The sequence below is a fragment of the Franconibacter pulveris genome (genome assembly GCF_056780215.1).
The window spans coordinates 2,739,988-2,764,324 of record NZ_CM165555.1; the positions used below are offsets into that span (position 1 = coordinate 2,739,988).

Here is a 24,337-nt window from a genome sequence, read left to right on the forward strand (position 1 = left end):
TTTGTTCTGGCAAAGGTTTCCGACGCACTAAAAACAGCATTATAAACACCAAACGGTCATTGATAATCTGTGCTGTCTTTATTAGCCAAAACCTTAAGCGGCTTATCGTTAAATATGTAGAGATGAAAAGCGTGATTGACTCTGATTCCTTGAGGCTGCCCTCAGGCAAGTGGGTTTATTCCATTATCATGCTACTGGCCGTTATCATAGGTCATGATAACCGAGGCGACTTTATTATTAACCAATTCAAATGAAATAACCCTTTTGGCCAATACGTAAGAGAGCCATTCTTCACCTTCACTACGCTCTTTTTTAGTGGGGCCGTAAAGCTGCTCAATTTCATCTGCGGCGCTACCGACATGAATGCCCCGGCGGGTTGTGTAGTGAGGAGAGTTAAGGGTAATTTGCGCAACAATATAATCATCCACGCTTTTGTCTGATTTATCCCACCAGAGGTTAGCGCTGTAAATATCAAAGCCGCTGTAAGTATGGCGGTAGAATTTATAATTCTCGTCATCAAAGGGAACCTCACCGGCAAAATCATCCCCCAGCGCGTTCCCTAAAGCAGAGATGATTTGAGGCTCCCATGGCTGGCCTAAAGAAACGGTTGCGTTATCCAGATGAACAGAAAAATCGGCTTTTGATAACGGGCTGGCTGAGGAAGTCGGAAGCGGTTTTTTAGTCAACGTATAATGTTGGGGGGCGTAGTATTTTCCTTGCCCGGAAGACGGGGCTTTATTCCAGACCAGCTTTTCGCCCTCGACTTCCAGATTCGCATATCCCGTGCCACCGAAAGAAGAGGAAAATTCAACGCTGACCCGGTGGTTACTAACAGTACCCTTAAGATTATTTTCGCCTTCATCCGGACAGTCGATACGGTTACCGTTTTGCGAAATATAGCAGTAGCTTCCTGTTATTGTATTGTCATTCTGTTTGAGTTGCAGAGTCATCGTGGACTGATCTTTTTCCTCGCCGGTCCACTGGCCGGTAAACTCACCGGCAGCCATAGCCTTTGAGCTAAAAAGCCCAGGGCTGGCGAATATTAAAATTACCGCTACTTTATTTTTCATTCTAAAACCACCTGCGAACATCGCACCACCCTATTTACCTCCCCTGTTAAGAACTTCTCGTTTTTAGTGTTAATGCCATCTAATCTTAAAAGACGCTTTGCAAATAGATGGATACCCCGGCTTGTTTTGTCTGTGCGCGTAACACATTAATTGATTAACATTAATAGCTCACTCTACAATTAATTAAAAAACTTCTCACTTAATGCCTCTGATAATTTTTTTAAAAGAAAATAGCCAGTGTAATTTTAAAAAAATTGCACATAAAATTAATCACAGTATATGTATATGTTGAATTGACGCTCTATAGAATATGATACAAACTGCATGAAATCATTAATCTTGTTAATATCGCCGCCTTTTTTTTTGATATCATTTAACTCATTCAATAGGGAATGTGCCTCACCAAATAAAATAACGGAATCAGAGTAATAATCTTTAAACTTAGGAACAACCCTGTATTTACTATTCTCTTTCTGGATAATAGAAAAAATGTCTTTATGCATTTTTTCATCCATAACAAAACAGGATGTATCTTGACCAATATTCTTTTGGTGATCGCTTGCGAAAAAATCTAATGACATAATAACCCCTCTCATTATGAAGTCGGAAAAGCTGTTACAATCTCTCCAAACTTATCTAATATTACTCTGACCTTCGTTTGATATTCTATCGCACCAGTTTGTTTGTTTATTCGTGAACCAACCACCCTACCAAAATCATGCTCGTAAGCTGTTCTTCCAAATTCTTGATAGCTTTCATTACCTTTACGTACAGTCTTCTCAATTATTTTTCTTAAATCTTGTTCATCACCAACTTCAAATTTACTTTTATGGCCCCATCGGGGACTCTTCTTCTTGAAATGGCGATCATAAATATGTTTCCAACCTTTTTTAGTCCATATTACTTTTCGTTCACACTTCAACCCCAGCGGATCCACCCACACCAGCGGGTTTGGCGCATACTGGTACAGATTTATCCCGCCCGCGAGCCCTATCGGGTCGTGGCTGATAAAGCGCCCCGCATCCGGATCATAGTAGCGAAAACGGTTATAGTGCAAACCCGTCTCGGCATCGAAGTACTGCCCCTGGTAGCGTAGCGGCTGATACACCGGCTCGCCGGTACGCGCTGCGATGTGTTCCACGCGTAGTGTATTGCCCCACGCGCGGTATTCCGCCCGCCAGGCGATTTCCCCGCCCGCGCCCGTCAGCTCGCGCGGCATGCCGGACACATCGTTGTGATACCAGTACACCTCTGCGTCGTGTTCAGTGTCGCCCTTGCGAAGACTGATTTGCGCCAGCGGCGCGAAGCTGTCGTCTTCGTATATCTAAAACTAACCTTGTTAGATTTGTCGATATTGCATTTTTTTACTATTTTATAAAAACTGCGACCAAATTATTATAGCCGCAGCCCCATCACCTGAGTTTTATTTTATATTACAGGCGAAAATCATTCGTATTTTTCACACTCAGCAAGCAAATCTTTTAAAACATTCGCTGCTGACAGCGTAGGTAGTCTGGTTTCATCTGGAGACATAAATGCAACTACATCAACGTCATCTTCTATTAACTCAGGAAGCAAATCATCTAAAAGTTCATCTAATGAAATTTCTTTAACAGCAAGGTTTTTCCATTCATTTATAGCACACTTTTGAGCATATTCTTTACCAGGCCATAACGGTAAAGACAGCTTCCCATCATCATCTTCTGTTGTAATATAGCCGGAGTCATCACCTAGTGCCCACACGCACTCCCAATCTGCTATTTTTTTCACGAAATATATATAGCGTTCTTTTGCATTCTTTTTAAACATTACATCAATTTCTTGATTAGATATATTCATTGTAGATTATCCTTCACTGTCCGCTGAACTCTGCTTACACTTTTTACTAACACGAATCTTGTTTTTCCTGCCACCATTATCATAGCGATGCTGCGCACGGTGTTGTTCTCTAATTTGAGGCTCAGAGTATTCATAACTAAAGCCTTTTGCCGATTCATAACCTCGCCAGTGGGCTAAATCATATCCAGGCGGATTACGAATAGTTTTACGACGGCCCTCGGTTATCATATTAATGTCTTGCTTAACCCATCCTCTAATATGGCTAGGTTGCTTAGGATCCTCAGCTAAAGCCCTCAGACGAGCCTGTTTACCCGCCCTACTGCGAGCCAACCCCAGCGGATCCACCCACACCAGCGGGTTCGGCGCATATTGGTACAGGTTTATCCCGCCCGCAAGCCCTATCGGGTCGTGGCTGATAAAGCGCCCCGCATCCGGATCATAGTAGCGAAAACGGTTATAGTGCAAACCCGTCTCGGCATCGAAGTACTGCCCCTGGTAGCGTAGCGGCTGATACACCGGCTCGCCGGTGCGGGTTGCGATATGCTCAACGCGTAGCGTATTGCCCCAGGCGCGGTATTCCGCCCGCCAGGCGATTTCCCCGCCCGCGCCCGTCAGCTCGCGCGGCATGCCGGACACATCGTTGTGATACCAGTACACCTCCGCATCGTGTTCGGTGTCGCCCTTGCGCAGACTGATTTGCGCCAGCGGCGCGAAGCTGTCGTCTTCGTAAATCCACAGGTGGCTGCGCCCGCCGCGTGATTCACTCAGCAGGCGGTTGCCGTCCCACACAAACGTCGTCACGCCGAATGCATCCTGCTTCCAGCTGCGTCTGCCGAAGGCGTCATAACCATAGGTGGTGCGCTGCTCTGCGCCGTTACGCACGGTAACCGATTCCGCCAGCTGATGCTCCGCGTTCCAGCGGAACTGCTGCTGCGTGTGCCGCGCCGTCAGTTTGGTGGTGACGTTGCCGAAGTTATCATACTCCCAGCGTTTGTCCTCATACACGCGCAGGCGGTTGTCGTGCAGCGGGGCCGCGGCGGTGTTGCTCAGCAGGTTATGGGCCGGGTCGAAGGCGAAATGCTCGTCGCGGGCGCGGGTCAGGCGGCCCAGCGCATCGTAGTCGTAGCGATGCTCGCCAGTGTATTTATCCACCATCTGCAACAGCTGGCCGTCGCGCCGCCAGGCGTAATCACGCGCCACCGCGATTTTCCCGTTGCGCCCGGCGCGCTGGCTGACCAGCCGCCCCATTTCATCATGCACATACTCGCTGCTGATGGTGCCCTGCGTGCGGCGAACTTCCCGGTGCAGGACATCGCGCTCGCTCTCGCTGATAACCCGGCTGCCGAGGTTCACCTGAATACGGTGCCCGCTGCCGTAGTAGAAGTTTTTCAGCTCACGTCCATCCGGCAGGGTGGTGACGGTGCGGTTGCCGAGCTCATCGTACTGATGACGAAGCTCATGGCTGACGCCGCGAATGAGGTTGCGCTCAAGCGTAAGCTGCCCGGCGGCGTCCCACTCCAGCTCCACGCGCCCGCCGTGGTTGATGCCAGCAATCAGGCGCCCGAGCGAGTCATACCGGTAGCGGGTGCGCTGCCACTGCGTCTCGCCGCCGCGCGCCACCAGTTTTTCCACCAGCCGCCCGGCGGCGTCACGCTGATAATGCGTGCGGATAACGCTGCCGTTCCCGTTGCCCTCTTCTTCCCGCGCCGTCGGAAAGCCGCCGGCATCGTAACGGTAGCGGGTGGTGCAGCCATCAAACCCGGTTTCGCGGATTAGATAATCGCGCGCGTCATATTCCATCTCGTAGCGCGCGCCGTTTTCGTTAATCAGGGTGGTCAGGCGGCGCGCCAGATCGTATTCATACTTCACCTGGTGGCCCAGCGCATCGGTACGCGCCAGCGGCAGGCCATCCGGCGCCAGTTGCCATTGCGTCATCTGCCCCTGCGCGTCGCGCCAGGTGGTAAGACGCTGCCAGCGGTCAAACTCAAACGTCTCCGTCGCGCCATCCGGATGAACAATACTCAGCGGCAGGCCATCCTGCCGGTTGTTAATCAGCGTGCGGTTGCCCGCGGCATCTGTCTGCTCTTTCAGCCAGCCATATTTGTCGTAGCCGAAGGTGGTGGTACGCCCGGAGCAATCGGTATGGCTGATAAGAAAGTCGGCGCTGTTCCAGACGAGGCGCTGAATGCCCGCCGCCGCATCGCGAATGCGCACCAGGTTCCCGCGATCGTCATGGTTATATTCCGTAATGCGGCCAAGCTCATCCATCTCGCGGATCAGGTTGCCCGCCACGTCATAGGCGAACTCCCGCGTGCCGCCCTGCATATCGGTGATGCGCACCGGCAGGTTCCAACGCTCGTGGTAATCGATGCGCGTCATCTGCCCGTCCGGCTCGGTCACGGCGGTGCAGTTGCCGCGCTCATCGTAACGGTAACGCGTTGTTCTGCCAGCTGGGTCAGTGAGGTGGGTCGTTTGCCCGCGTACGTTGCGACGAAACCGGGTATAGCCGCCAGCCGCGTCTTTGTAGCCCAGCAGCTCATGGTTATCGTCGAATTCGTAGCGCGTGACGCGCCCCAGCGCGTCGGTCACCGTCGTGCTATCGGCGCCATATTCAAACCGCCATTCACCGCCCAGGCTGTCGCGATGCGCCAGCACTTTGCCGGAAGGCTCGTGTTTGTCGTAATGGTAGAAACACTCCATCTCGCCGGCGAGACGATGCGCCACCATAATGTGGTTGCGGTAACGGAACTCGCGCAGCACTTCACCCTGGCCATTTCTGACGGCGATCAAGTCGCCCTGCGGCGAGTAGTCATAACGGCAGAGGCTTTCGGCATGGAGCGGGTCGGAAGGGTGACAGACGCTGACGCCCGTGATGCGGTCTGCGGTGTCGTCACCGGCAAGCGTGAGCCGGGTGAAATGAATAATGAACCGCCGCCCGGCGCTGTCGATAACCTGCTCGGGCTGATGATGCGCGTTGTAGTGCAGGGTTAACCGGTTATCGTGCCTGTCGCTTATCGCTGTGAGCAGCCAGCGGCCAGGCTGCGCCTGATGTGTGAAATGCCAGCGTCTCGCTTCATCGGCGGTCGCGATGCAGAACTCGCCCGGCAGAGGCTGAGAAAGCGAGAGCTGTTCATAGCGATGCAGTTTCGGCGGGTGGCCCGGCTCCGGCCACGGGAACTCGATTTCGCGCCCCTGCTCGTCGATAAACAGCAGCACGTCATCCTGCGCGCGTACCTCCAGCGACAGCGGTAAAAACCATCCTTGCCCGAGCCAGCCGTTGCCGGTTTCATCTGAGAAGTAATAGCGCTGCCAGTTGAGCGGGACCGACGCCGGGAAGGCAAAGTCGTTATCTTCACTGCCGAACAGTACTTTGATGCCGAGAATAGCGTTGACCGGGCTGCCGACCAGCGGCTCGACCGCGGCGGTATTCGGGATTTTGCACGGCTCGGTCTCTTTTTTCGCCTTGCCTTTATCGCTGCCGCCCTTTTCACTGCCCGCTTTTTTCGCTTTTACGGCGTCTTCCGCGCCTTCTTTAGCGGCTTTGCCTTCGGCTTTTACGGCCGCTTTTTCCGCTTTAAACGCGGATTTCTCGGCGAGTTTCGCGGTCTCTTTGACCAGCCCTTTTGTTGCGCTCGCGGCCTCTATCGCTTTGCCCGCTTTGGCCGCCATCTTACCGGCTTTGAACGCCGCGCCGCCGCCGGGCACGAAGTTCGCCGCGGCGGAAGCTGCCGACAACGCCGCGTTGCCGTAGTCGCCTTCGGCGGCATAAATGGCCGCGTTCGCGCCATCGGCCACGACGCCCAACACCGGCACCGCTCCTATGATATCCAGCCCGGTATGAACAATATCGCCCCAGTCGCCCCACCAGCTTTTCTTTTTCGGGGGGTTGGCGCTGCCCGCTTTTACGCTGCTTTTCGGCGCGGGCGCATATTGCAATTTTCCGATAGTATTTCCTGTCGCCATATAAATTCCCTGCGATGGATTGCGTGTTCTTAACAGAATATTTAAATAGTTATCGCCGTGGAAAATAAAGGTAATGCTTTATTTTCAGATACTACCCGCAATGACTTTATTTTGCGCTATAGAAAAAGGCGCATTCACTATTAAAGGCAATAAAGCGTAGATATAAGTCAGAAATGAAATTATCGCCCCAAACAGGAGCGATAATCATTGTGATGTTTTATTCAGTCATCAGCGGGGGGCCAGTGTAACCCTTTGCGAATGGCAAGCTGACGGATCTCTTCTAATTTATCGATGGTTCTTTTATTACTGTCTTTTTCGCGCTCGATAACATCTGACAGCATCTTTCCAAAATTTAAGCCATTTTGGTTTTCAATATTGGGGTTAGCGCCATAATTCAGCAAATACTCAACCTGATCAAGTTCCATGCCAGCCAGTGCAGACATTAATACCGTTTTACCGGCGCTGTCGGTTTTATTAACATCGGCACCCGCTGATAATAAGTACTTCAGGACGGCAAACGAATTGTCTGAAGCGGCGTTGAAAATTAACGGCTGGTAGTTGGTCATAGCGTTCGGGCTAAGGCCGCCTTCAATCAGCGCTTTAATATAGACAGGGTTGTTGGAGCTTGCCATCACCGCCGCCGGGCTGCCGAAATCCGGGATATCCTGTAGCGGATCCGCACCCGCTTTCACAAGTGCTGTCACAATCTCCAGCGATTTCGCATCGCCATTGGTCGCCTCTAACAGCGCGTACATCAGCAAGGTCATGCTCTGACTGCCGGGTTTATTTAAATCCGTGCTCTTTGATAAGGCTTTTACTTCGGAAAGATTATGCTCAGCAATGGCCTGAGCAAGCTGTAATTGCGTACCGCTAAAATAAACTTCCGGCGCTGCTTGTTTCATATTCGTGCTTCCGTGACCAGGTATTACAACAGAAAAGAGTGCCAGCCCTGCGAGGATACTGCAAATTAGCCTTCGGAACGTCTTCATTCTGATCTCCTTATAAAGCCATCAGTATAGCCTCATCCTCTGCCTTTTCGGCTTCGATACAGGGGATGACCTCGCTCATAAAGTGGCGATTCACCGGGTTGCCTTTGCCGCCCGACATATCATGTTTTTTACCCACCGCCGCCGGGAGTGCGGCGATAACCAGCCCGAGCCCGGCACCAATGAGCCCGCCAAACAGGCCGCCAAATTTTGCGCCCAGCGCGCCAAGCCCGCCCACGAGGCCCAGGGTACCCAGCACGCCAGGCTCCTGCAGGCCGGTTAACACTTCCCCTTTAACGCGGTAAGCGTTGATGTTCTCTGACGTCACGCTCTTCTCAAGCACTTTGCCGCCATATTTCTCCACCGTTCCGCCGTTAAGGCCCGCCGCGTTGAAGGTCCAGCCCGGCTTGTTGCTGGCGCGCGAACAGGCGGAGGCGAGCCCGCCGCCCAGTGAGTGCCCGACACAGTCGACAGGCGTCTTCGCCCTTTTTAACGAGGTGCCAATCTCAACCGTCTTTTTGTAGTACGGATTGCTGACCCCAAACGCCTGTTTAGCATTGACGCCCCAGTCCGGCCCCGACTGCGTGCCACGGAAAACCACCGAGGGCGACATATCTTTGCCGAACACGGCTTCGTCTGGCTCATACATCCGCGCGCGAAACTGCGGTGCGCCGTTCTCGCGTAAGTCATTAGGCGACAGGTTATATTTTGCGAGCGCCTGCGGGTCGTTAGAGATATCTTTCCAGCCCGTCGGGATTTCCGGCGTGGGTTTCGACGGGTCGCGCGGTTCGTAGACGTAATCGGCGAGGCGCGCCTTCTCTACCGCAACGTTATTCTGCTCAAGGCGCTGCGCCGCGGCCTGCGCTTTAGGGTCGCTGCTTTGCTTGCCCTTCGCGATAAGGGCCTTACGCCGCTCCCAGGTTTCTTTCTTGGTGAAGTTCCCGCCGCGCCCGCCGTTGGCTTTACCGTTCATGGCGAACGTATCCTGCACGCGGTTAAGCGGGTGCCCGCCGACGTTGGTATCCGGGCTGTGTTCAATAGACCAGCAGTCGCCTTCCACCGTACCGCTGACCACGCCTTTATTGCGCCCTGCCGCATCGCCAATGGTGGTCGGGACAAAGCTCTGGTCATACACAAACGCGGGTTTGCCGCCGAAGTTCACCGAGTTAACGGTGCTTTTGGCAGGCTCAAGCGTCGCCGTGACCGGGTATGGCACCGGCGGCTGGATGCCGGGCGTAAAACATAAATCGGGCGCCAGGCCAACCAGCTTATATTTCCCGTTTTTACGGGCGGCAAAGTTCTCAGCCATGCGCGCCTCTCTCTTTCAGATTCAATAACGACGGGGGCAGCGGGACAAATTCCGCCGATGCGCGATCCTGGGTCAGCTGACGCGCGCGCGCCACCTGGCCTGCGCGCTCATCACGGGCGATAAAGCGCAGCTCGGTCATGACCGGCTCCATCAGCTCCGACATGACGGTCCGGTAGCTGCAGTGCACTTTACGCGCAGGCACATCCACGACCAGCGTATCGAGCGCCATATCCTGCGCGACCCCGGCGCCTTTCTGCGTCATGATAAAAACGAACAGGCTCTCCACCGGTACCTGAAAACGTATCTCCTGATCGGCTTTGTCACGGGCGGAGATGAGATATTTCAGCGTCACCGGCACCGCGCTTAACGGCGCAGGCAGAGGAAACTGCAATAACGGATGCGCGCCGCACCAGTAATCAAAGCGGAAATCCTTCGGTAAAAAAGGGTGCCGGTGCTGTTTCCACTCTTCGTCATAGGTGCCCGCATGTTCGATGCGCCCCTGCCAGCCGCGGCCATAAAAGCCAAACCCGGCGGCAATCCCGGCCTCATCGATTTTCTTCACCGGCTGCGTGACCCATTCAATCTGCGGGGCGGGCAGCCGGTCTTTTTTCAGCTGCTTTCTGACCTCGCGCGGGTACCACCCCATGCCGGTCGTATTTTCCTGGGCGGCGATAACATGACCGTCAGGCAGCGTGTATAACCCCCCGGCGGCGTATTCGTAGCGTAATTCAAGCGTTCCGATGGCCTCAGGCTCCGTCAGCCGCCAGCCCGCCACTACCTGCCACCATTCGCGCGGCCCGTGGATACGCAACAGGCGCGTCGTGTCGCCAATTTGCGCGCCGACGGTAAAGCTGCGCGCCGGTTTATCCTGCGGTGCGAAGGCGCTCGCGTTTATCACGACATCCATCCAGGGCTTATAGGGCGCCAGATCGCTTTCAAACCTTACGCTGCTGTAGCCCGGCTCGCCGTAATGCATATCCTGCTCAACCAGCTCACCCTGATCGTCACAGAGCGTCAGCGCGCCCGTGGCGATATCAAGTTCGTAACTGACTCTGGCGACGACCGTACTGAAGCCGTGGTCGTTCTGGTCGAACGAATCGAACAGCATGGCCGGAAAGGCGCTGAGATTAGTAAAGTTTTCCATATCAGTTGATGTTGATTTCCGTGCCGTCGATATCGATGACTTTTTCACCGACGAGCTTGATCTTATTGGCGCTCAGCGTGATGGTGCCGTTCTGCTCCAGCACAATCATCGACTCCCCGCAGACCAGCGTTATTTTCTCTTCCGCGCTGAAATCCGCCGTTGTGCCCGCCGTAAGGCTGATATCTTTGCCCGAATTAACGGAATATTTAAGCGCCACGTTGTGCATCTGCATCGCGCCAACGTTGGTCATCCAGCCTGCCCCGACGTTGAGGACATACGCCGCGCCGATATTGGTATTTTGCGCGAGCCCGACGTTGAGCATGGAGGCGAGCGCTATCGTCTCCGTTTTGGTTTTATCGACGCGCAGCGTCTGCGCGCCGTTGACGGTCACGCTCTGGTTCTGACCGATACGCACGTTTTCATTTTGATCGACCGTCTCGGTGCGGTTGGAATGGATCGTGATGGTTTCATTGCCGTCCACCGTCTCGGTGCGGTTCTGATGCACCGTGATGGTTTCATTTTCGACGACCGTTTCCGTCCGGTTTTTCTTCACCGTCGTGGTTTCATTCGCGCCGATGGTTTTCGTGCGGTTGCTGCCGACCGAATGGGTTTCATCATTCTCCACTTCGGTATCCATATTTCTTTCCGCGTGCAGCCACACCTGCTCTTCCCCCGCCTTGTCCTCAAAGCGCAGGGCGTTGGCGTTGTCCACCGAGCCATCCTTTGACCGGCTTAAAAACCCCATCTGCGTCGCCGCCGCCGGCAGCGCCCACGGCGGCATGCTCGCCTCGTTGTACACCCGCCCGGTGATTATCGGCCGGTCCGGGTCGCCGTTGATGAAGTCCACCACCACCTCATCCCCCACCCGCGGTATCTGCACCCCGCCGTATCCCTGGCCCGCCCACGCGCTTGACACCCGCACCCAGCATGAACTGGTGTCATCGCCCTTCGCCAGCCGGTCCCAGTGGAACTTCACCTTCACCCGCCCGTATTTATCCGTCCAGATACTCTCCCCCTGCGGCCCCACCACCCGCGCCGTCTGCGGGCCGTAGGTCCGCGGCCACGGCGTAACCTGCGCCGGGCGGAACACCACTGACGACGGGATAACCGTGAAGTCCGTGCGGTGCACCGTCGCCCCGTCCGCCCCGCTGGCGTAGCGGTTCTCCTCGAACCGGTACTCCGCCGCCGTGGTCAGGTACTCCCCGTTGTCGCTGAAGAACGGCGCGTTAGCCAGCATGAAGGTGTGCCCCGGCGCGATGCCCAGCGCCGTCGCGGTCGCCTGTATCTGACGGTGCTCCACCTGCCAGCGCTCCTGGCGGATGCGGGCGTAGAACTCCCCGTGCCCGTGCTCCACAAAGCGACCCGGCCAGTCATAAACGTCGATACTCCCCGGCTGCGGCGAGGCCGGGTTCTGCTGCGCCTGGAACAGCCACGCGTTGGGCTTGCGGAAGTCGTAGTCGTCGAGGCTGTAGATACCCGGCGTCACGCTGTCCTCCAGCGCCCACTGGCTCACCCCCTCCTCGCTGGTGCTGCCTCCCGACGGCGTCGCGTGGTACGGTATCACCTCATAGCCACTGAACGGCTGGTGCTGCGTCGCCGCGTCGGTGAGCACCAGCGTGTGTTTGTCCGCCTCGTGGCGGAAGTGGTAGGCGATACCCTCCAGCTCCATCAGCCGGCTGATGAACGCCAGGCTCGACTCCTGGTACTGCACACAGTAGTCCCACACCCGGTAGCTGCCGGTGAGCCGGTCCTCCACGTTCACTTTGTACTCGCCAAGCAGCGTCTTCACTATCTGCGGCGCCGTCTGCCCCTGGAAGATACGCAGGTTGCGGTCGCGCTTCATCGGCCACAGGTCCGGCTCCACCGTCAGCGTGTAGACCGCGTAGCGCGTGCCGCTGAGCTCCACCGCGCTCACCCCGGCGCGGGTGACTTTGCCGTTGATGAAGCGCGGGCTGAGCAGGCTCCGGGTGGGCAGCGTGACGGTCACCGGCTGGCCCAGCAGGGCGCTGCGGTCGATACGGGCGTCGGTGGACAGCAGCGTCAGCGTGAGGGCGAACGGCTCCGACATCGCCTCGCGGCCGGAGAGTTTCCAGAAAAGCAGCCCCTCCACGGGGAGCTGGACGGTGATGCGGTTGAGCATAATCTTTTTTCCGTAATAGTTTATGCAGTAAGACTGGAAACAAAAACCCGTCACGGTAAGTCGACGGGTTTAGGGTAAAAGCAAAAGCGACTGGATATTATCGGAGGATAATTAACTCAGCCATTTTCAAGATGCAGCGTTGAAAGAATCAACTCAAGGCAACGTTTGTTAGCCTCATAGTAGTAATCCTGATGATTGCGATGTTTACCCACCGACTCCGCATAACACCAGAGACCCTCCACATTGACGATATACATTTGATAAAACGCCCTGACTTTATCAGCCGCGCTCACTATTTCCCCGGTGCATGTATAAACAGCGCCGGTAAAAGCACTGTTTATATCATTCGGCACGGTTTCCAGAGCGGATGCGGTGAGCGAGACAGCATTATCATGCTGGTGGAACCGGGACGTTGAAAGCTGAAACACCTCTTCGGCTGTTTTATAAGTTTCCTGAGAATAGAAGCATAAATTAATGACGCCGTAATTTACGCCGTCAAAAGTATGCTCAATAACGAGACGATTATCCGCAATGACGTTCACCTGCCAGGAGTCCGGCACCTTAAACCCGCTGCTGTTTTTACTGCTCAGGCTAACGGTTTTCACCAACTCGGCAAGCATCATATTACTGCGATGCTGCAAATCCCAGTTAACGGCAATAAAGTGGATATCATTCGCCAGTGAATTATAAATAGCAGAAGCGCAGGAAACTTTAATGAGGAAATAATTACCGCCACCGTCGACCGGGTTATAATCTTTCTGAACGGTATAGCGCGATACTACTTCATCACCCGATGCCAGCGTCTTGATGGTTAATACATCGGCAAATTTCCCGCTGCCGGAGGGATGATTGATAAGACGCTGATGAAGGATTTTTTCTCCCATCAGCGAAAGCTTGTTCTCTAACCAGTCTGATGGGTTCATCTCCCACTGGCAGCGCTCATACGCGGCCCACACTTCCATATAAGGCGAGGTATCTTCGGTAATGTAGCGACCGATATTCGTCAGCCCCACGTCAGGAAAGTGAACAGGCTTAACCTCCGCGGGCTTAACCGCTTGTGGAAGCAGTATCCAGTAGTGGAACATCTCTTGCTCGGTAGAGGTATAGAGACACTTCCAGAATTTCTCCCGGATTTCCTCATTCTTATAAGTCATTTCCAGGGGGAATGAAAATTCAGGATCTAAATTCATTTTAAACCTCAGCGTGGCGATTTAATCTAACCAGAGTCCATAAAACAGTAACACGCTCACCAGCGAAACAAAGACCTTTGCCACGACTAAAAGCGGCGGACCGAACCTGTCAGTGGTTGAAGTAATTTTAGGATAATTCTCAGCGTTGTGCGTCTTATGGAATTTCATGATATTGCCAAAGATAGCGACAAGCAGCGTAATAACTAATTTGACGCCCCATAAGCAGAGCAAAGACATGGACCAGACGGCGGCGAGTTGTTGCGCTCTCTCAATAGAAAATAACGACCATGATTCCGACAACCATCTAAAAATAAACCCTATGATTAAGGTGGCGACTAAGACGCCAATCAGCATTACACCGCAACGCAGCCAGTCCTTTTTAGCGTAACGATCTTTCCCGTTCCAGATAAGGATTAACGCAAGAACAAGAAAAAGAAAAAAGCCGAGCCAACTCATAAAATAATTCTCCATACAAAGCTATTAACCGCCAACCAGGACTGTAACACACCCGGTCTTAATAGCGCCATCTCCCGAAGAAGGCGCTGGCATGGCTTTTTTAAATAATTTAAAAGGGAGGTCGAGTATAGGTTTTAGCGCCACTTTAATATTGACATCCGCGCCAATGCCAAGCACAAAAGCTAATTTCCCGGACGCTTTTACGGTTAAGGAATAATCGGTTTTATCGACGATGAGCGCGCCGCCGGTTGATACGCCAACCCCGCCAACCGCACCGCTGACTTTGCCTTCGCTGGTGATAATGCCAAGGATGTTGCTTTTACCCGAGACTTCACCTTTGATGCCAGCAGCTTCCGCCCCTACCTCGCCTGAAAATCCGTAACGCCCTTTGTTGCCTTTGTAGACTTCGCTCACCACTTTGGCTTCGGCGGTACCCACGGTAAAATCGCCGCCGACGCCGCCGTAAAGCATCCCTTCTTTCCCGGCTTCGGCGGAGGCGCCATATTGCATGCCTGTCGCCGTCGCGCTGGCGTTCATCGTCGCATAGTCAGGGTTTTCAACGATCATGGAAACGCCAGCATTGGCGACGGCAATTTTGGTGCGCAATTCGCCTTTAACCATATCCTGACTTTTCATGTTGCCGACAGTAATGTCTCCAAGCGCAAACCCAGCCGACACGGATTCCGGTTTACCTGTCGCGTCTTTATCTTCGATGCTGGCGTAAGCGCCCAACACTCGCGCATCGTAATTATCGCCATGCATGGCGCCATCTTCGCCCGCCTTTTTTGCAAGCGTTGCGCTCCAGTATTGCGGCGGAGCCGCTTTTGCCTGCGGCGCGGCGGGCGTGCCGGACGTATTACAGAGCGTTTTATCGCCCATGCGCGCCAGCGGCAGCCCATTAACGAAGACGGTGGCCGAGCCGCCGACGATGGCGCCCTGGCCGTGTTGAGAACAGGAAAGCGGGTCATTTTTTCTGGCGGCCGGAAAGCCGCCGATAATCACATCCGGGCTTCCACTCTGAATGGGGCCAGTATGCGCGCTGGTATCCACTCTGGCTCTGGCAGCAGGTTGTCCCATAATAACGATCCCTGAATGTGCGGTTAGCTGTTAATTTTCACAATAGCGCCTTTAATATCCGTAAGGTTCGTTCCGGTTATGCTTACGGTATCGTTGGCCTTCATTTCGGTATTAATGCCGTCGCCGAGGCGGGTCAGCTCATCCCCTTTAAAGGAGGCCTCTTTTACGGCTTCAGCGCTCAGGTTGCCTTCGGACACTTTTATCTCAATGGAGGTCGGGGTAATTAAAATAAAGTTGTCATTGACCTTAAGCTTAATACTGGTCGCGGCCTCAAGCAGGGCGTTGCCCTCTTTATCCATGGTTAAAACGGTCTGGTCTTTGCCAACATTAATAATGTGCTTATCGCCCGTATTATTGGTGGCATTCACGCCGACATCGACCTTCAAATTCCGCTTGATGGTAATGTTTTCATCGCGACCGATGCTTTTTTTACGATCAACGCCGACGTCGTGCGTTTCACAATGCTCAACCTCCGTATCCATGTTTTTCTCGGCATGGATCCAGATTTGCTCATGACCAGCTCTGTCTTCGAAACGAAGAATGTTGGCGTTATCTTTATGCCCGTCCTTACTGCGGCTGTAGAACCCCATCTGCGTCGCCGCTGCCGGCAGCGCCCACGGCGGCATGCTCGCCTCGTTGTACACCCGCCCGGTGATTATCGGCCGGTCCGGGTCGCCGTTGATGAAGTCCACCACCACCTCGTCACCCACCCGCGGTATCTGCACCCCGCCGTATCCCTGGCCCGCCCACGCGCTCGACACCCGCACCCAGCATGAACTGGTGTCGTCGCCCTTCGCCAGCCGGTCCCAGTGGAACTTCACCTTCACCCGCCCGTATTTATCCGTCCAGATACTCTCCCCCTGCGGCCCCACCACCCGCGCCGTCTGCGGGCCGTAGGTCCGCGGCCACGGCGTCGCCTGCGCCGGGCGGAACACCACCGACGACGGGATGACCGTGAAGTCCGTGCGGTGGAGGGTCGCCCCGTCCGCCCCGCTGGCGTAGCGGTTCTCCTCGAACCGGTACTCCGCCGCCGTGGTCAGGTACTCCCCGTTGTCGCTGAAGAACGGCGCGTTCGCCAGCATGAAGGTGTGCCCCGGCGCAATGCCCAGCGCCGTCGCGGTCGCCTGTATCTGACGGTGCTCCACCTGCCAGCGCTCCTGGCGGATGCGGGCGTAGAACTCCCCGTGGCCGTGCTCCACAAAGCGGCCCGGCCAGTCATAGACGTCGATGCTCCCCGGCTGCGGCGAGGCCGGGTTCTGCTGCGCCTGGAACAGCCACGCGTTGGGCTTGCGGAAGTCGTAGTCGTCGAGGCTGTAGATACCCGGCGTCACGCTGTCCTCCAGCGCCCACTGGCTCACCCCCTCCTCGCTGGTGCTGCCTCCCGACGGCGTCGCGTGATACGGTATCACCTCATAGCCGCTGAACGGCTGGTGCTGCGTCGCCGCGTCGGTGAGCACCAGCGTGTGTTTGTCCGCCTCGTGGCGGAAGTGGTAGGCGATACCCTCCAGCTCCATCAGCCGGCTGATGAAGTCCAGGCTCGACTCCTGGTACTGCACGCAGTAGTCCCACACCCGGTAGCTGCCGGTGAGCCGGTCCTCCACGTTCACTTTGTACTCGCCAAGCAGCGTCTTCACTATCTGCGGCGCCGTCTGCCCCTGGAAGATACGCAGGTTGCGGTCGCGCTTCATCGGCCACAGGTCCGGCTCCACCGTCAGCGTGTAGACCGCATAGCGCGTGCCGCTGAGCTCCACCGCACTCACCCCGGCGCGGGTGACTTTGCCGTTGATGAAGCGCGGGCTCAGCAGGCTCCGGGTGGGCAGCGTGACGGTCACCGGCTGGCCCAGCAGTCTGCTCCGGTCAATACGGGCGTCGGTGGACAGCAGGGTCAGCGTGAGGGCGAACGACTCCGACATCGCCTCGCGGCCGGAGAGTTTCCAGAAAAGCAGCCCCTCCACGGGGAGCTGGACGGTGATGCGGTTGAGCATAATCTTCATTCCGTAATGTATGCGGTGCGGACAAACGAGGGGGAGTAAAACGCAGCCGGATCGGGCTTGCCGATCCGATTTTTAGCGAAACGCCTATTAAGGCGGCTTATGGGTTCACAAGCCAGGTGCCGGGTTTGGCAATCTCAAGCGTCTGGGCGCGCGTTTCACCATTACCCTGCAGTAAGACCTTGTAACGGCCTGCGGCCAGCTTAAAGGAGGCGTAGCCGTTAGCGGCAGGCCGCAGCGATTTCGGCTCGCCGTTGACCTCCAACGTTTCGCCTTCGCGCATGCGAACGTAAACCAGCACGATGGGCTCCTCCACAACGGGCGCTTGCGCGCTTGCGGCGGCGGGCGCCTGCGCCGTTTCTGTCGCCGCCGGCGCGGTGGATGGCGTTTGCGCAGGCTCTTCAGCCGGGCGCGCTTGCTCGGTGTTCGTGCTGGCGGTTTGCTCAGGCGCCTCATCGCTGCCGCCGCTAAAGAGCAGCGCGCCCGCGATAACCCCGACAAGGATGCCCGCCGCGCCAATCGCCGGCGCTTTATAGCGCTTCCAGTCCAGCGCGGCGGCAGGTTCCTCGTGCTCTTCCACCGGCACCAGCATGGTGCCCGGCTTTTTCACGCTCAGCACCTCGTTGATGCCTGCCACCGGCATCTCGATAAGCGCGGCGAACGCATCAATCGACTGCGGACGATCTTCAATCCGCAGCGCCAGCGCCCGGTCCACCGCCTGCAGCAGGGAGAGCGAGTAGCCCGCCGGTTGCAGTTCTGTGAGGGGTTTATAGGTGTCCTGAATGGAGCGCACCACGCTGACCGGCGGCGGCGAGCCGACGATTAACGTGTGCAGCACGGCGCCAAGGGCGTAGATATCGGTCCACGGCCCCTGCTCGCTCTCGTTGTCGTCGGTGTACTGCTCGATAGGCGCGTAGCCCGGGCGCAGCATGGTTTCCGTTTCATCGGAAAGGTTGCCGATGGTGCGGCGCGCCGAGCCGAAATCCAGCAGCACCGGCAGGCCGTTATCCTGAATCTGGATGTTATCCAGCGAGATATCGCGGTGCAGGTAGCCTTCATCGTGAATGGTTTTGATAGCGCCAAACAGCATCGGCAGCACGCGGCGGATCCAGGCTTCGTCAATCAGCTCCGGCTTCTGCTCGCGCAGGCGCGTCAGCGTGGTGCCGCTGTAAAACAGCGTGCCCATATAGGCGGTGTCGTTCTGCACCCAGAAGCGCAGCACGTGCAGCAGGTTAGGATGGTTAAAGCGCGCCAGCAGACGCGCCTCCTGGATAAAGCTGTTCAGCCCGGCGGAAAACGCCTTGCCGAAGCGCTCGCTTCTGAGCACCAGCGTCATGTCTTCGCCGCGCACGGCAAGGGAACCCGGCATGAACTCTTTGATGGCGATGGTACGCTCAAGCTGATGGTCCCAGGCGCGATAAACGATGCCGAATCCACCGCCGCCAATCACCTCTTTGATTTCAAACTCGTTGAAACGGTACCCCACCGGCAGCGCGTTTGGGACAGTCCGATTGTTATCATTATCCGTCATGTTAAACAGTTCTCTTGATGATTGCGTTACGCGGCAAACTGACAGTGAAACTCGCCCTGCTCGCAGGTGACGCGAAGGCGTCGGTACTGCTCGTCGCTGCGGCTGGCGGTAAGTAAAATCTGGCTCATCTGTGGAAGCAGCGTATTGGTGAGAATGGCGTCCACCATGCGCCCGCCCGACTCCACCTCGGTGCAGCGCTGAACAATCTGCTCCACCACGCTGTCGTCGAACTCTGAAATGATGCTGTGGTTCTCTTCAAGGCGACGCTGAATGCGCCTGAGCTGCAGGCGCACAATTTCACCCAGCATCTCATCGCTGAGCGGGTAGTACGGCACCACCAGCAGGCGGCCCAGCAGCGCGGGCGGAAAGACCTGCAGCAGCGGCTGGCGCAGCGCGCCGCCGAGCGCCTCTGGCTCCGGCATCAGTTCAGGGTCGGCGCACATAGCGCTGATGAGATCGGTGCCGACGTTAGAGGTGAGGATGATAATGGTGTTGCGAAAATCGATATGCCGCCCTTCGCCATCCTCCATCCAGCCCTTATCGAACACCTGGAAGAAAATTTCATGCACGTCCGGGTGCGCTTTCTCTATCTCATCCAGCAGCACCACGCTGTAAGGACGACGGCGCACCGCTTCGGTCAGCACGCCGCCCTCGCCATAGCCCACGTAACCCGGGGGCGCGCCTTTGAGGGTGGAAACGGTGTGCGCTTCCTGGAACTCACTCATGTTGATGGTGATAACGTTCTGCTCGCCGCCATAAAGCGACTCGGCCAATGCCAGCGCAGTTTCGGTTTTACCAACGCCGGAAGGGCCGCAGAGCATAAAGACGCCGATGGGTTTGTTCGGGTCGTCGAGCTTCGCACGCGAGGTCTGTACGCGGCGGGCAATCAGCTCAAGGCCGTGACGCTGGCCGATAACGCGCTGGTTCAGCGTGTCGGCGAGCTTCAGCACCGCGTCGATTTCGTTTTTCACCATCCGGCCAAGCGGGATGCCGGTCCAGTCGGAAACCACCGCCGCCACCACGTTTTCATCCACGGCGGCGAAAAGCAGCGGCGCGTCGCCCTGCAGCGCGGCCAGCGCCTGCTGTTTTTCGGCAAGCTGGCGGCGCAGGTCAGTCTGGTCTTCTTCCCCGGCGGCAAACAGCTCAGCGCGCAGGCGGATAATCTCGCGCACCAGCCCGCGCTCTTCTTCCCAGCGTTGCATCAGCGCGTCGCGTTGCGCTTCAACCTCTGCGCGCTCCGCTTTGAGCCCAACAACGCGCTCGCGATCGCCCGCGCCCACGCGCGCTTCGCGTTCAGCAATCTCCATCTCCACTTCCAGCGCGGCGAGGCGGCGCAGGCAGTCTTCCAGCTGCGGCGGCGGCGCGCTCTGGCTGACCGCCACGCGAGCGCAGGCGGTGTCGAGCAGCGCCACGGCTTTATCGGGCAGCTGGCGCGCCGGAATATAGCGGTGCGAAAGCTTCACCGCCGCGCTCACCGCCTCATCAAGCAGCAGCACCTGGTGATGTTTTTCCAGCGGCGAAACGGTGCTGCGCAGCATCAGCACGGCTTTGGCCTCGTCTGGCTCATGCACCTGCACCGTCTGGAAGCGGCGAGTCAGCGCCGGATCTTTCTCAATGTATTTTTTGTATTCCGCCCAGGTGGTGGCGCCAATGGTGCGCAGCTGGCCGCGCGCCAGCGCCGGTTTCAGCAGGTTGGCGGCATCGCCGGTGCCCTGCTGGCCGCCTGCGCCAATCAGGGTGTGGATCTCATCAATAAACAGGATGATGGGGGTCGCGCTGGACTGCACCTCGTTGATAAGCGCCTGAAGGCGCGCTTCGAACTCCCCTTTCATGCCCGCGCCCGCCTGCAGCATGCCGATATCAAGCAGCCACAGCTGTATGTTCTGCAACGGCTCCGGCACGTCGCCTTCGGCGATGCGCAGCGCCAGCCCTTCCACGACCGCCGTTTTGCCCACGCCCGCCTCGCCGGTGAGCAAGGGGTTGTTCTGTCGCCGGCGCATCAGGATATCCACCATCTGGCGGATCTCTTCATCGCGTCCCACTACCGGGTCGATTTTGCCTTCGCGCGCCCGCGCGGTGAGATCCTGGCCATACTGCGAAAGCGTGCCCTGGGCGACTGGCGCCGCGCCAGCGGAAGCATCCGTCGCCGCCGCGGCCTGCTGCGTCTCTTTGCTCTGGGCGCAGATGGCGTCGAACTGCTCCAGCAGCGCCTCAACGTTAATGCGGCCAAACTGGGCGGAAATGCCCTTCAGCACGTTCGCCAGGTTCCAGGTTTTCAGCAGGCCGATTAACAGGTGGCCGCCGCGAATGCGGCTGACGCCAAATTTCAGCGAGCCGTAAACCCAGGCGCGCTCGACGGCGCTGTCGATATGCTCAGAGAGATCGGAAACCGAGCTCGCCCCACGCGGCAGCGCATCCAGCGCGGCGACAATATCCCGGGCCAGCTGCGGCTCGTCGAGAGAGAAATGACGGATGACCTGCTGGAGGTCGCCATCCTGCTGCTGCATCAGCTGGTGCAGCCAGTGCACCAGCTCGACATAGGGGTTGCCGCGCAGCTTACAAAAGGCGGTGGCGCTTTCCAGCGAGGTAAATAACAGCGTATCCAGTTTGCCGAAAAGGACGGCACGGCTAATTTCAGACATGTTCGGTTCCGTTGATAACAATGTTGCATACACGTCATCCCTCAGGCCGCCTCAATGCGGTCTGAAGGCGTCGGTATATGGAAAATTATCGCTCTGCGCGATACACCAGATCGCCACGTGGGACTGGCTGAGGCTGAAGACCCAGCCAGGTGTTGTAACCCAGCCGTCCGCCGCTACCGAGCGTTGCGCCCTGGACGGCGTCGGCGCGCAGGATAACCCGCGTTTCCCATTCAAATTCAAGCCCTGCGTACTGACGCACCCAGTCGCGAAGCTCCGTTACCCAGGGCTCGCCCGGCAGAAAGCGGCCATACGCGTCTGCGCTGAGCGGACCGATTTCGATGCGAAATTTATGCTGCACGTCGCGCACCGCCACGCCGAGAAAAGCGGACTGCCCCAGGCGCGGCAGGCGTTTTCCCGCGCCCAGCTGCGCCTGCTCGCGGGCGCTGAGCGGCATCCACTGCGGCACGTTCATGACAAGCTTCACGGGCGCCTTGAAGTAGTTGCGCAGAATTTTCTCCAGCCCCTCCGGGTCGCGACTGTGGCGCGTCAGGTGGCCGCTGTGAGTAAAGCGCGCGTGCGGGCTGAGGCTGCCGTTGCTCATCTGCGCCGGCTGCCCCATGCCGATAAGCGAGGCCAGATAGCCGTTAAAGCGCTTGTTGTCGGCGCGGTCGAGCGAAACGGCGGGCTGCGCGTCCGCCCAGGCGCGGTAGAAAAGCAGCGTCAGGCGGTGATGAAACAGGTCGGCAAACGCGGTCAGGCTGTGATCCTGATGATGATGGATACGCTCGCGGGCATATTCCGTCATGTGCACCGGCAGCGGGCCGTTGGGGCCGAACATGCCGAAGCTCAGAATAGAAACCTCATGCAGGCCGTTATGCTCGCGCTTGCTCACCGCCGCCACCGTGGACGGCGCAAAGCTCATCGACGGCTGCTGGCCAAGGCGCAGCGGCTCAAACTTCGGCAGCGGCGCGCGCCCGAGCGGGTAACGCTCGCCGCCCTGGGCGTCGATGCGCCGTAACAGCTGGAACAAGTCGTAGCGCCAGGGGGCGTCCATCACCCCGCGCCAGAAGCTCTCGGGCAACGGCATCAGGCGATGCACGCGCAGCGACGTGACGGTGGTTTCACTCATATCAGCGCCCTTTTGCCCATGCGCGGCGCCCAGTAGCCAATCTCGCCCCGCTGCTGGCTCTTGAGCGTGAACTCGGTAAAGCTGTTAATGGAGACCAGGCGGGCGAACAGACGCTCCAGCACGCTGCCGAAAAGCCAGGGGCTGGCGCCGGAGAAAGCCTGCTCATCCACCGTCAGGGTGATGCCGATGCCGCGGGCGAAGACAATCGGCCCCGGCTCCGGCACGCGGCGGTGCACCGGCTCCAGAACACAGTGACGAACCCCTTCGGTCTGGCGCGCGACCGGCGCTTCCGCAAGGCCCGCGTACAGCCCCAACAGCTGACGCAGCGCGGCGGCGCCGTCTTCGTTTTCACTGTCCATCAGGCTCAGGTAGTTCATTTGCAGCTGGCTGATAAGCCGCCAGGTGCTGAACCCTTCCGCCAGCGCCGGGCGCGGCGGCGTCGGTCCTTTGCGCAGGGTCAGCGTTTTCACCGGCATCGAGTCAGGCAGGATGAACTGCCCGAGATCCTGTTGCAGCATCAGCGGCAGGTCGCGGCTGGTGCAGAGCGCTTCGGCGGTGATATAGCGCAGGTTCTCCTGCCACGGCGCGTGCTGCTCATCCACCAGCGAAACGAAAACCTCCGAGCCGGTATAGCCGGTGCGGGTGCCGTAGCGCAGCGCATGTTCGGAAAGCACGCGCTGTTCGCGGCGAAGTGAAAAATAGGCGCCGTAATTGCCCGCGTCGCTGCTCCAGGTAGACCAGAAGGGACGAAATTCTTTGTCGTCCCGCTGGCCGTCGACGCTGCCGTGGATCTTCTTCACCGCGTAGATTTCGTAATCCAGCGGGCGGATGTTATCAACCACCAGATGGTATTCGTGCTGGCTTTCGCTCAGCTTCTGCCGGGCGGCGAGTTTCGGAAACAGGTTGATGACCGGGGTGCAGTGCAGCGCCAGATGGCTGGCGTCCACCACCCGCTCCAGCTGCTCCTCGCTCTTATCCAGCAGAATGAAGATATCGAACGCTTTTTCCGTTTCGCAGCGGCTAATCAGCTTGCCTAACCCGCTCAGGCTGATAAAGCGAAAGCGCGCCGGGAACGCGAAGTACTCCTGCAACAGGCGGTAGCCGTCGAAGTTGCGCAAATCTTCCGGCAGCAGCGCCTGGTCTGCCTCAAAGCCTTCCTGGCGCAGCGCCTCATCGGGCAACAGCTGGCGCTGCGGCTGGGCGCCGACGGTCTGGCAGACGATGCCGACAGGGTGCGCCATCAAAAGCTCCAGCAGCTTCAGCGCCTCGATATCCGGACCGCTTAAGAAGAACTCGAGTCGGTCAAAATCAAGATGCCCGAGGTTTTGCGGCCCGTCGCAGGCGATGCGGATACGCAGCGCGCTGGCGACACCGCGCTGGCTAAGGCCAGTCTGCGCCAGCGGCAGGTCGGCGGGCACGCCGCCCAGTTCCACCTTGTCGATTTTCAACGGCAGCAGGTTCACGTCGTGCGCCGTGGTATAGCTGCAGGTAACGCCGGTTTTCTTCAGCGCCAGGCTGTCCATCATGGTGCCGCGCGGCACGATAAACCCTTTGCTTAAATCGCCGCGGCCGCTGTCGGGCTGCAGCTCGGCAATCGCCATGGAAGGCGTAGGCGCCAGATAGTTCGGCGCGAGCATCTCCAGCAGGCGCTGGGAGAAGCGCGGGAACTCGGCGTCCATCTTGAGCTGCACGCGGGAGGTGAGAAAGGCGAAGCCTTCCATCAGGCGCTCGGTGTAAGGGTCCGCCACCTCAATGCCGCGCATCCCCAGTCGCCCCGCCACCTTCGGATAGCGCTCGGCGAACTCCGCGCCCATCTCGCGCAGGTAGGCCAGCTCACGGTTGTAATACTCAAGCAGTTTACTTTCCATGC

Annotated in this window: 16 protein-coding genes and 1 pseudogene; all 17 read right to left on the reverse strand. The window is 57.4% G+C overall.

From position 1 onward, the window contains the following. Positions 1 to 191 precede the first annotated feature (191 nt). The gene (locus ACU4F7_RS12920) at positions 192 to 1,070 is read right to left on the reverse strand and encodes a hypothetical protein (RefSeq protein ID WP_481637075.1); all 879 of its coding nucleotides are present in this window, start codon (positions 1,068 to 1,070) and stop codon (positions 192 to 194) included. Between the two features lie 266 nt (positions 1,071 to 1,336). After that, positions 1,337 to 1,651, reverse strand: a complete 315-nt coding sequence (locus tag ACU4F7_RS12925) for a hypothetical protein (RefSeq protein ID WP_481637076.1) — start codon at positions 1,649 to 1,651, stop codon at positions 1,337 to 1,339. 14 nt (positions 1,652 to 1,665) lie between these two features. Then, positions 1,666 to 2,394 (reverse strand): annotated as a pseudogene (locus tag ACU4F7_RS12930) (RHS repeat-associated core domain-containing protein); the annotation flags it as partial. Between the two features lie 122 nt (positions 2,395 to 2,516). Next, positions 2,517 to 2,909 carry a DUF2750 domain-containing protein gene (locus tag ACU4F7_RS12935; protein ID WP_481637077.1) on the reverse strand — a complete coding sequence of 131 codons (393 nt, stop codon included), beginning with the start codon at positions 2,907 to 2,909 and terminating at the stop codon, positions 2,517 to 2,519. Positions 2,910 to 2,915: 6 nt separating this feature from the next. Then, positions 2,916 to 6,872 (reverse strand): RHS repeat-associated core domain-containing protein, encoded by a 3,957-nt coding sequence (locus ACU4F7_RS12940; RefSeq protein WP_481637078.1) that lies wholly within the window; start codon positions 6,870 to 6,872, stop codon positions 2,916 to 2,918. Between the two features lie 221 nt (positions 6,873 to 7,093). Next, positions 7,094 to 7,774, reverse strand: a complete 681-nt coding sequence (locus ACU4F7_RS12945; RefSeq protein WP_481637079.1) for an ankyrin repeat domain-containing protein — start codon at positions 7,772 to 7,774, stop codon at positions 7,094 to 7,096. Positions 7,775 to 7,871: 97 nt separating this feature from the next. Continuing rightward, a complete protein-coding gene (locus ACU4F7_RS12950) occupies positions 7,872 to 9,167 on the reverse strand; it encodes a DUF4150 domain-containing protein (protein WP_029591452.1) in 1,296 nt (431 codons plus the stop codon). Then, positions 9,160 to 10,311, reverse strand: a complete 1,152-nt coding sequence (locus ACU4F7_RS12955) for a DUF2169 family type VI secretion system accessory protein (RefSeq protein ID WP_029591451.1) — start codon at positions 10,309 to 10,311, stop codon at positions 9,160 to 9,162. Before ACU4F7_RS12955 ends, ACU4F7_RS12950 begins: the two co-directional genes overlap by 8 nt. 1 nt (position 10,312) lies before the next feature. Continuing rightward, on the reverse strand, positions 10,313 to 12,451 hold the full coding sequence (locus ACU4F7_RS12960; protein ID WP_481637080.1) for a type VI secretion system Vgr family protein: 2,139 nt from the start codon (positions 12,449 to 12,451) through the stop codon (positions 10,313 to 10,315). Positions 12,452 to 12,567: 116 nt separating this feature from the next. Continuing rightward, positions 12,568 to 13,641, reverse strand: a complete 1,074-nt coding sequence (locus ACU4F7_RS12965; RefSeq protein ID WP_481637081.1) for a hypothetical protein — start codon at positions 13,639 to 13,641, stop codon at positions 12,568 to 12,570. A 21-nt stretch (positions 13,642 to 13,662) separates the two neighbouring features. Then, entirely contained in the window at positions 13,663 to 14,097 is a 435-nt protein-coding gene (locus ACU4F7_RS12970; RefSeq protein ID WP_481637082.1) for a hypothetical protein, read from the reverse strand. A 24-nt stretch (positions 14,098 to 14,121) separates the two neighbouring features. Further along, a complete protein-coding gene (locus tag ACU4F7_RS12975; RefSeq protein WP_481637083.1) occupies positions 14,122 to 15,174 on the reverse strand; it encodes a PAAR domain-containing protein in 1,053 nt (350 codons plus the stop codon). A 23-nt stretch (positions 15,175 to 15,197) separates the two neighbouring features. Beyond that, positions 15,198 to 17,159 carry a type VI secretion system Vgr family protein gene (locus ACU4F7_RS12980; protein WP_481637084.1) on the reverse strand — a complete coding sequence of 654 codons (1,962 nt, stop codon included), beginning with the start codon at positions 17,157 to 17,159 and terminating at the stop codon, positions 15,198 to 15,200. 106 nt (positions 17,160 to 17,265) lie between these two features. After that, a complete protein-coding gene (locus ACU4F7_RS12985) occupies positions 17,266 to 18,696 on the reverse strand; it encodes a serine/threonine protein kinase (RefSeq protein WP_481637085.1) in 1,431 nt (476 codons plus the stop codon). A gap of 26 nt (positions 18,697 to 18,722) precedes the next feature. Further along, positions 18,723 to 21,338, reverse strand: coding sequence for a type VI secretion system ATPase TssH (gene tssH, locus ACU4F7_RS12990; RefSeq protein WP_481637086.1), 2,616 nt, complete (start codon positions 21,336 to 21,338; stop codon positions 18,723 to 18,725). 85 nt (positions 21,339 to 21,423) lie between these two features. Continuing rightward, on the reverse strand, positions 21,424 to 22,467 hold the full coding sequence (gene tssG / locus ACU4F7_RS12995) for a type VI secretion system baseplate subunit TssG (RefSeq protein ID WP_481637087.1): 1,044 nt from the start codon (positions 22,465 to 22,467) through the stop codon (positions 21,424 to 21,426). Continuing rightward, on the reverse strand, positions 22,464 to 24,335 hold the full coding sequence (tssF, locus tag ACU4F7_RS13000; protein WP_029591741.1) for a type VI secretion system baseplate subunit TssF: 1,872 nt from the start codon (positions 24,333 to 24,335) through the stop codon (positions 22,464 to 22,466). The genes tssG and tssF overlap by 4 nt, the downstream gene beginning before the upstream one ends. Positions 24,336 to 24,337 lie beyond the last annotated feature (2 nt).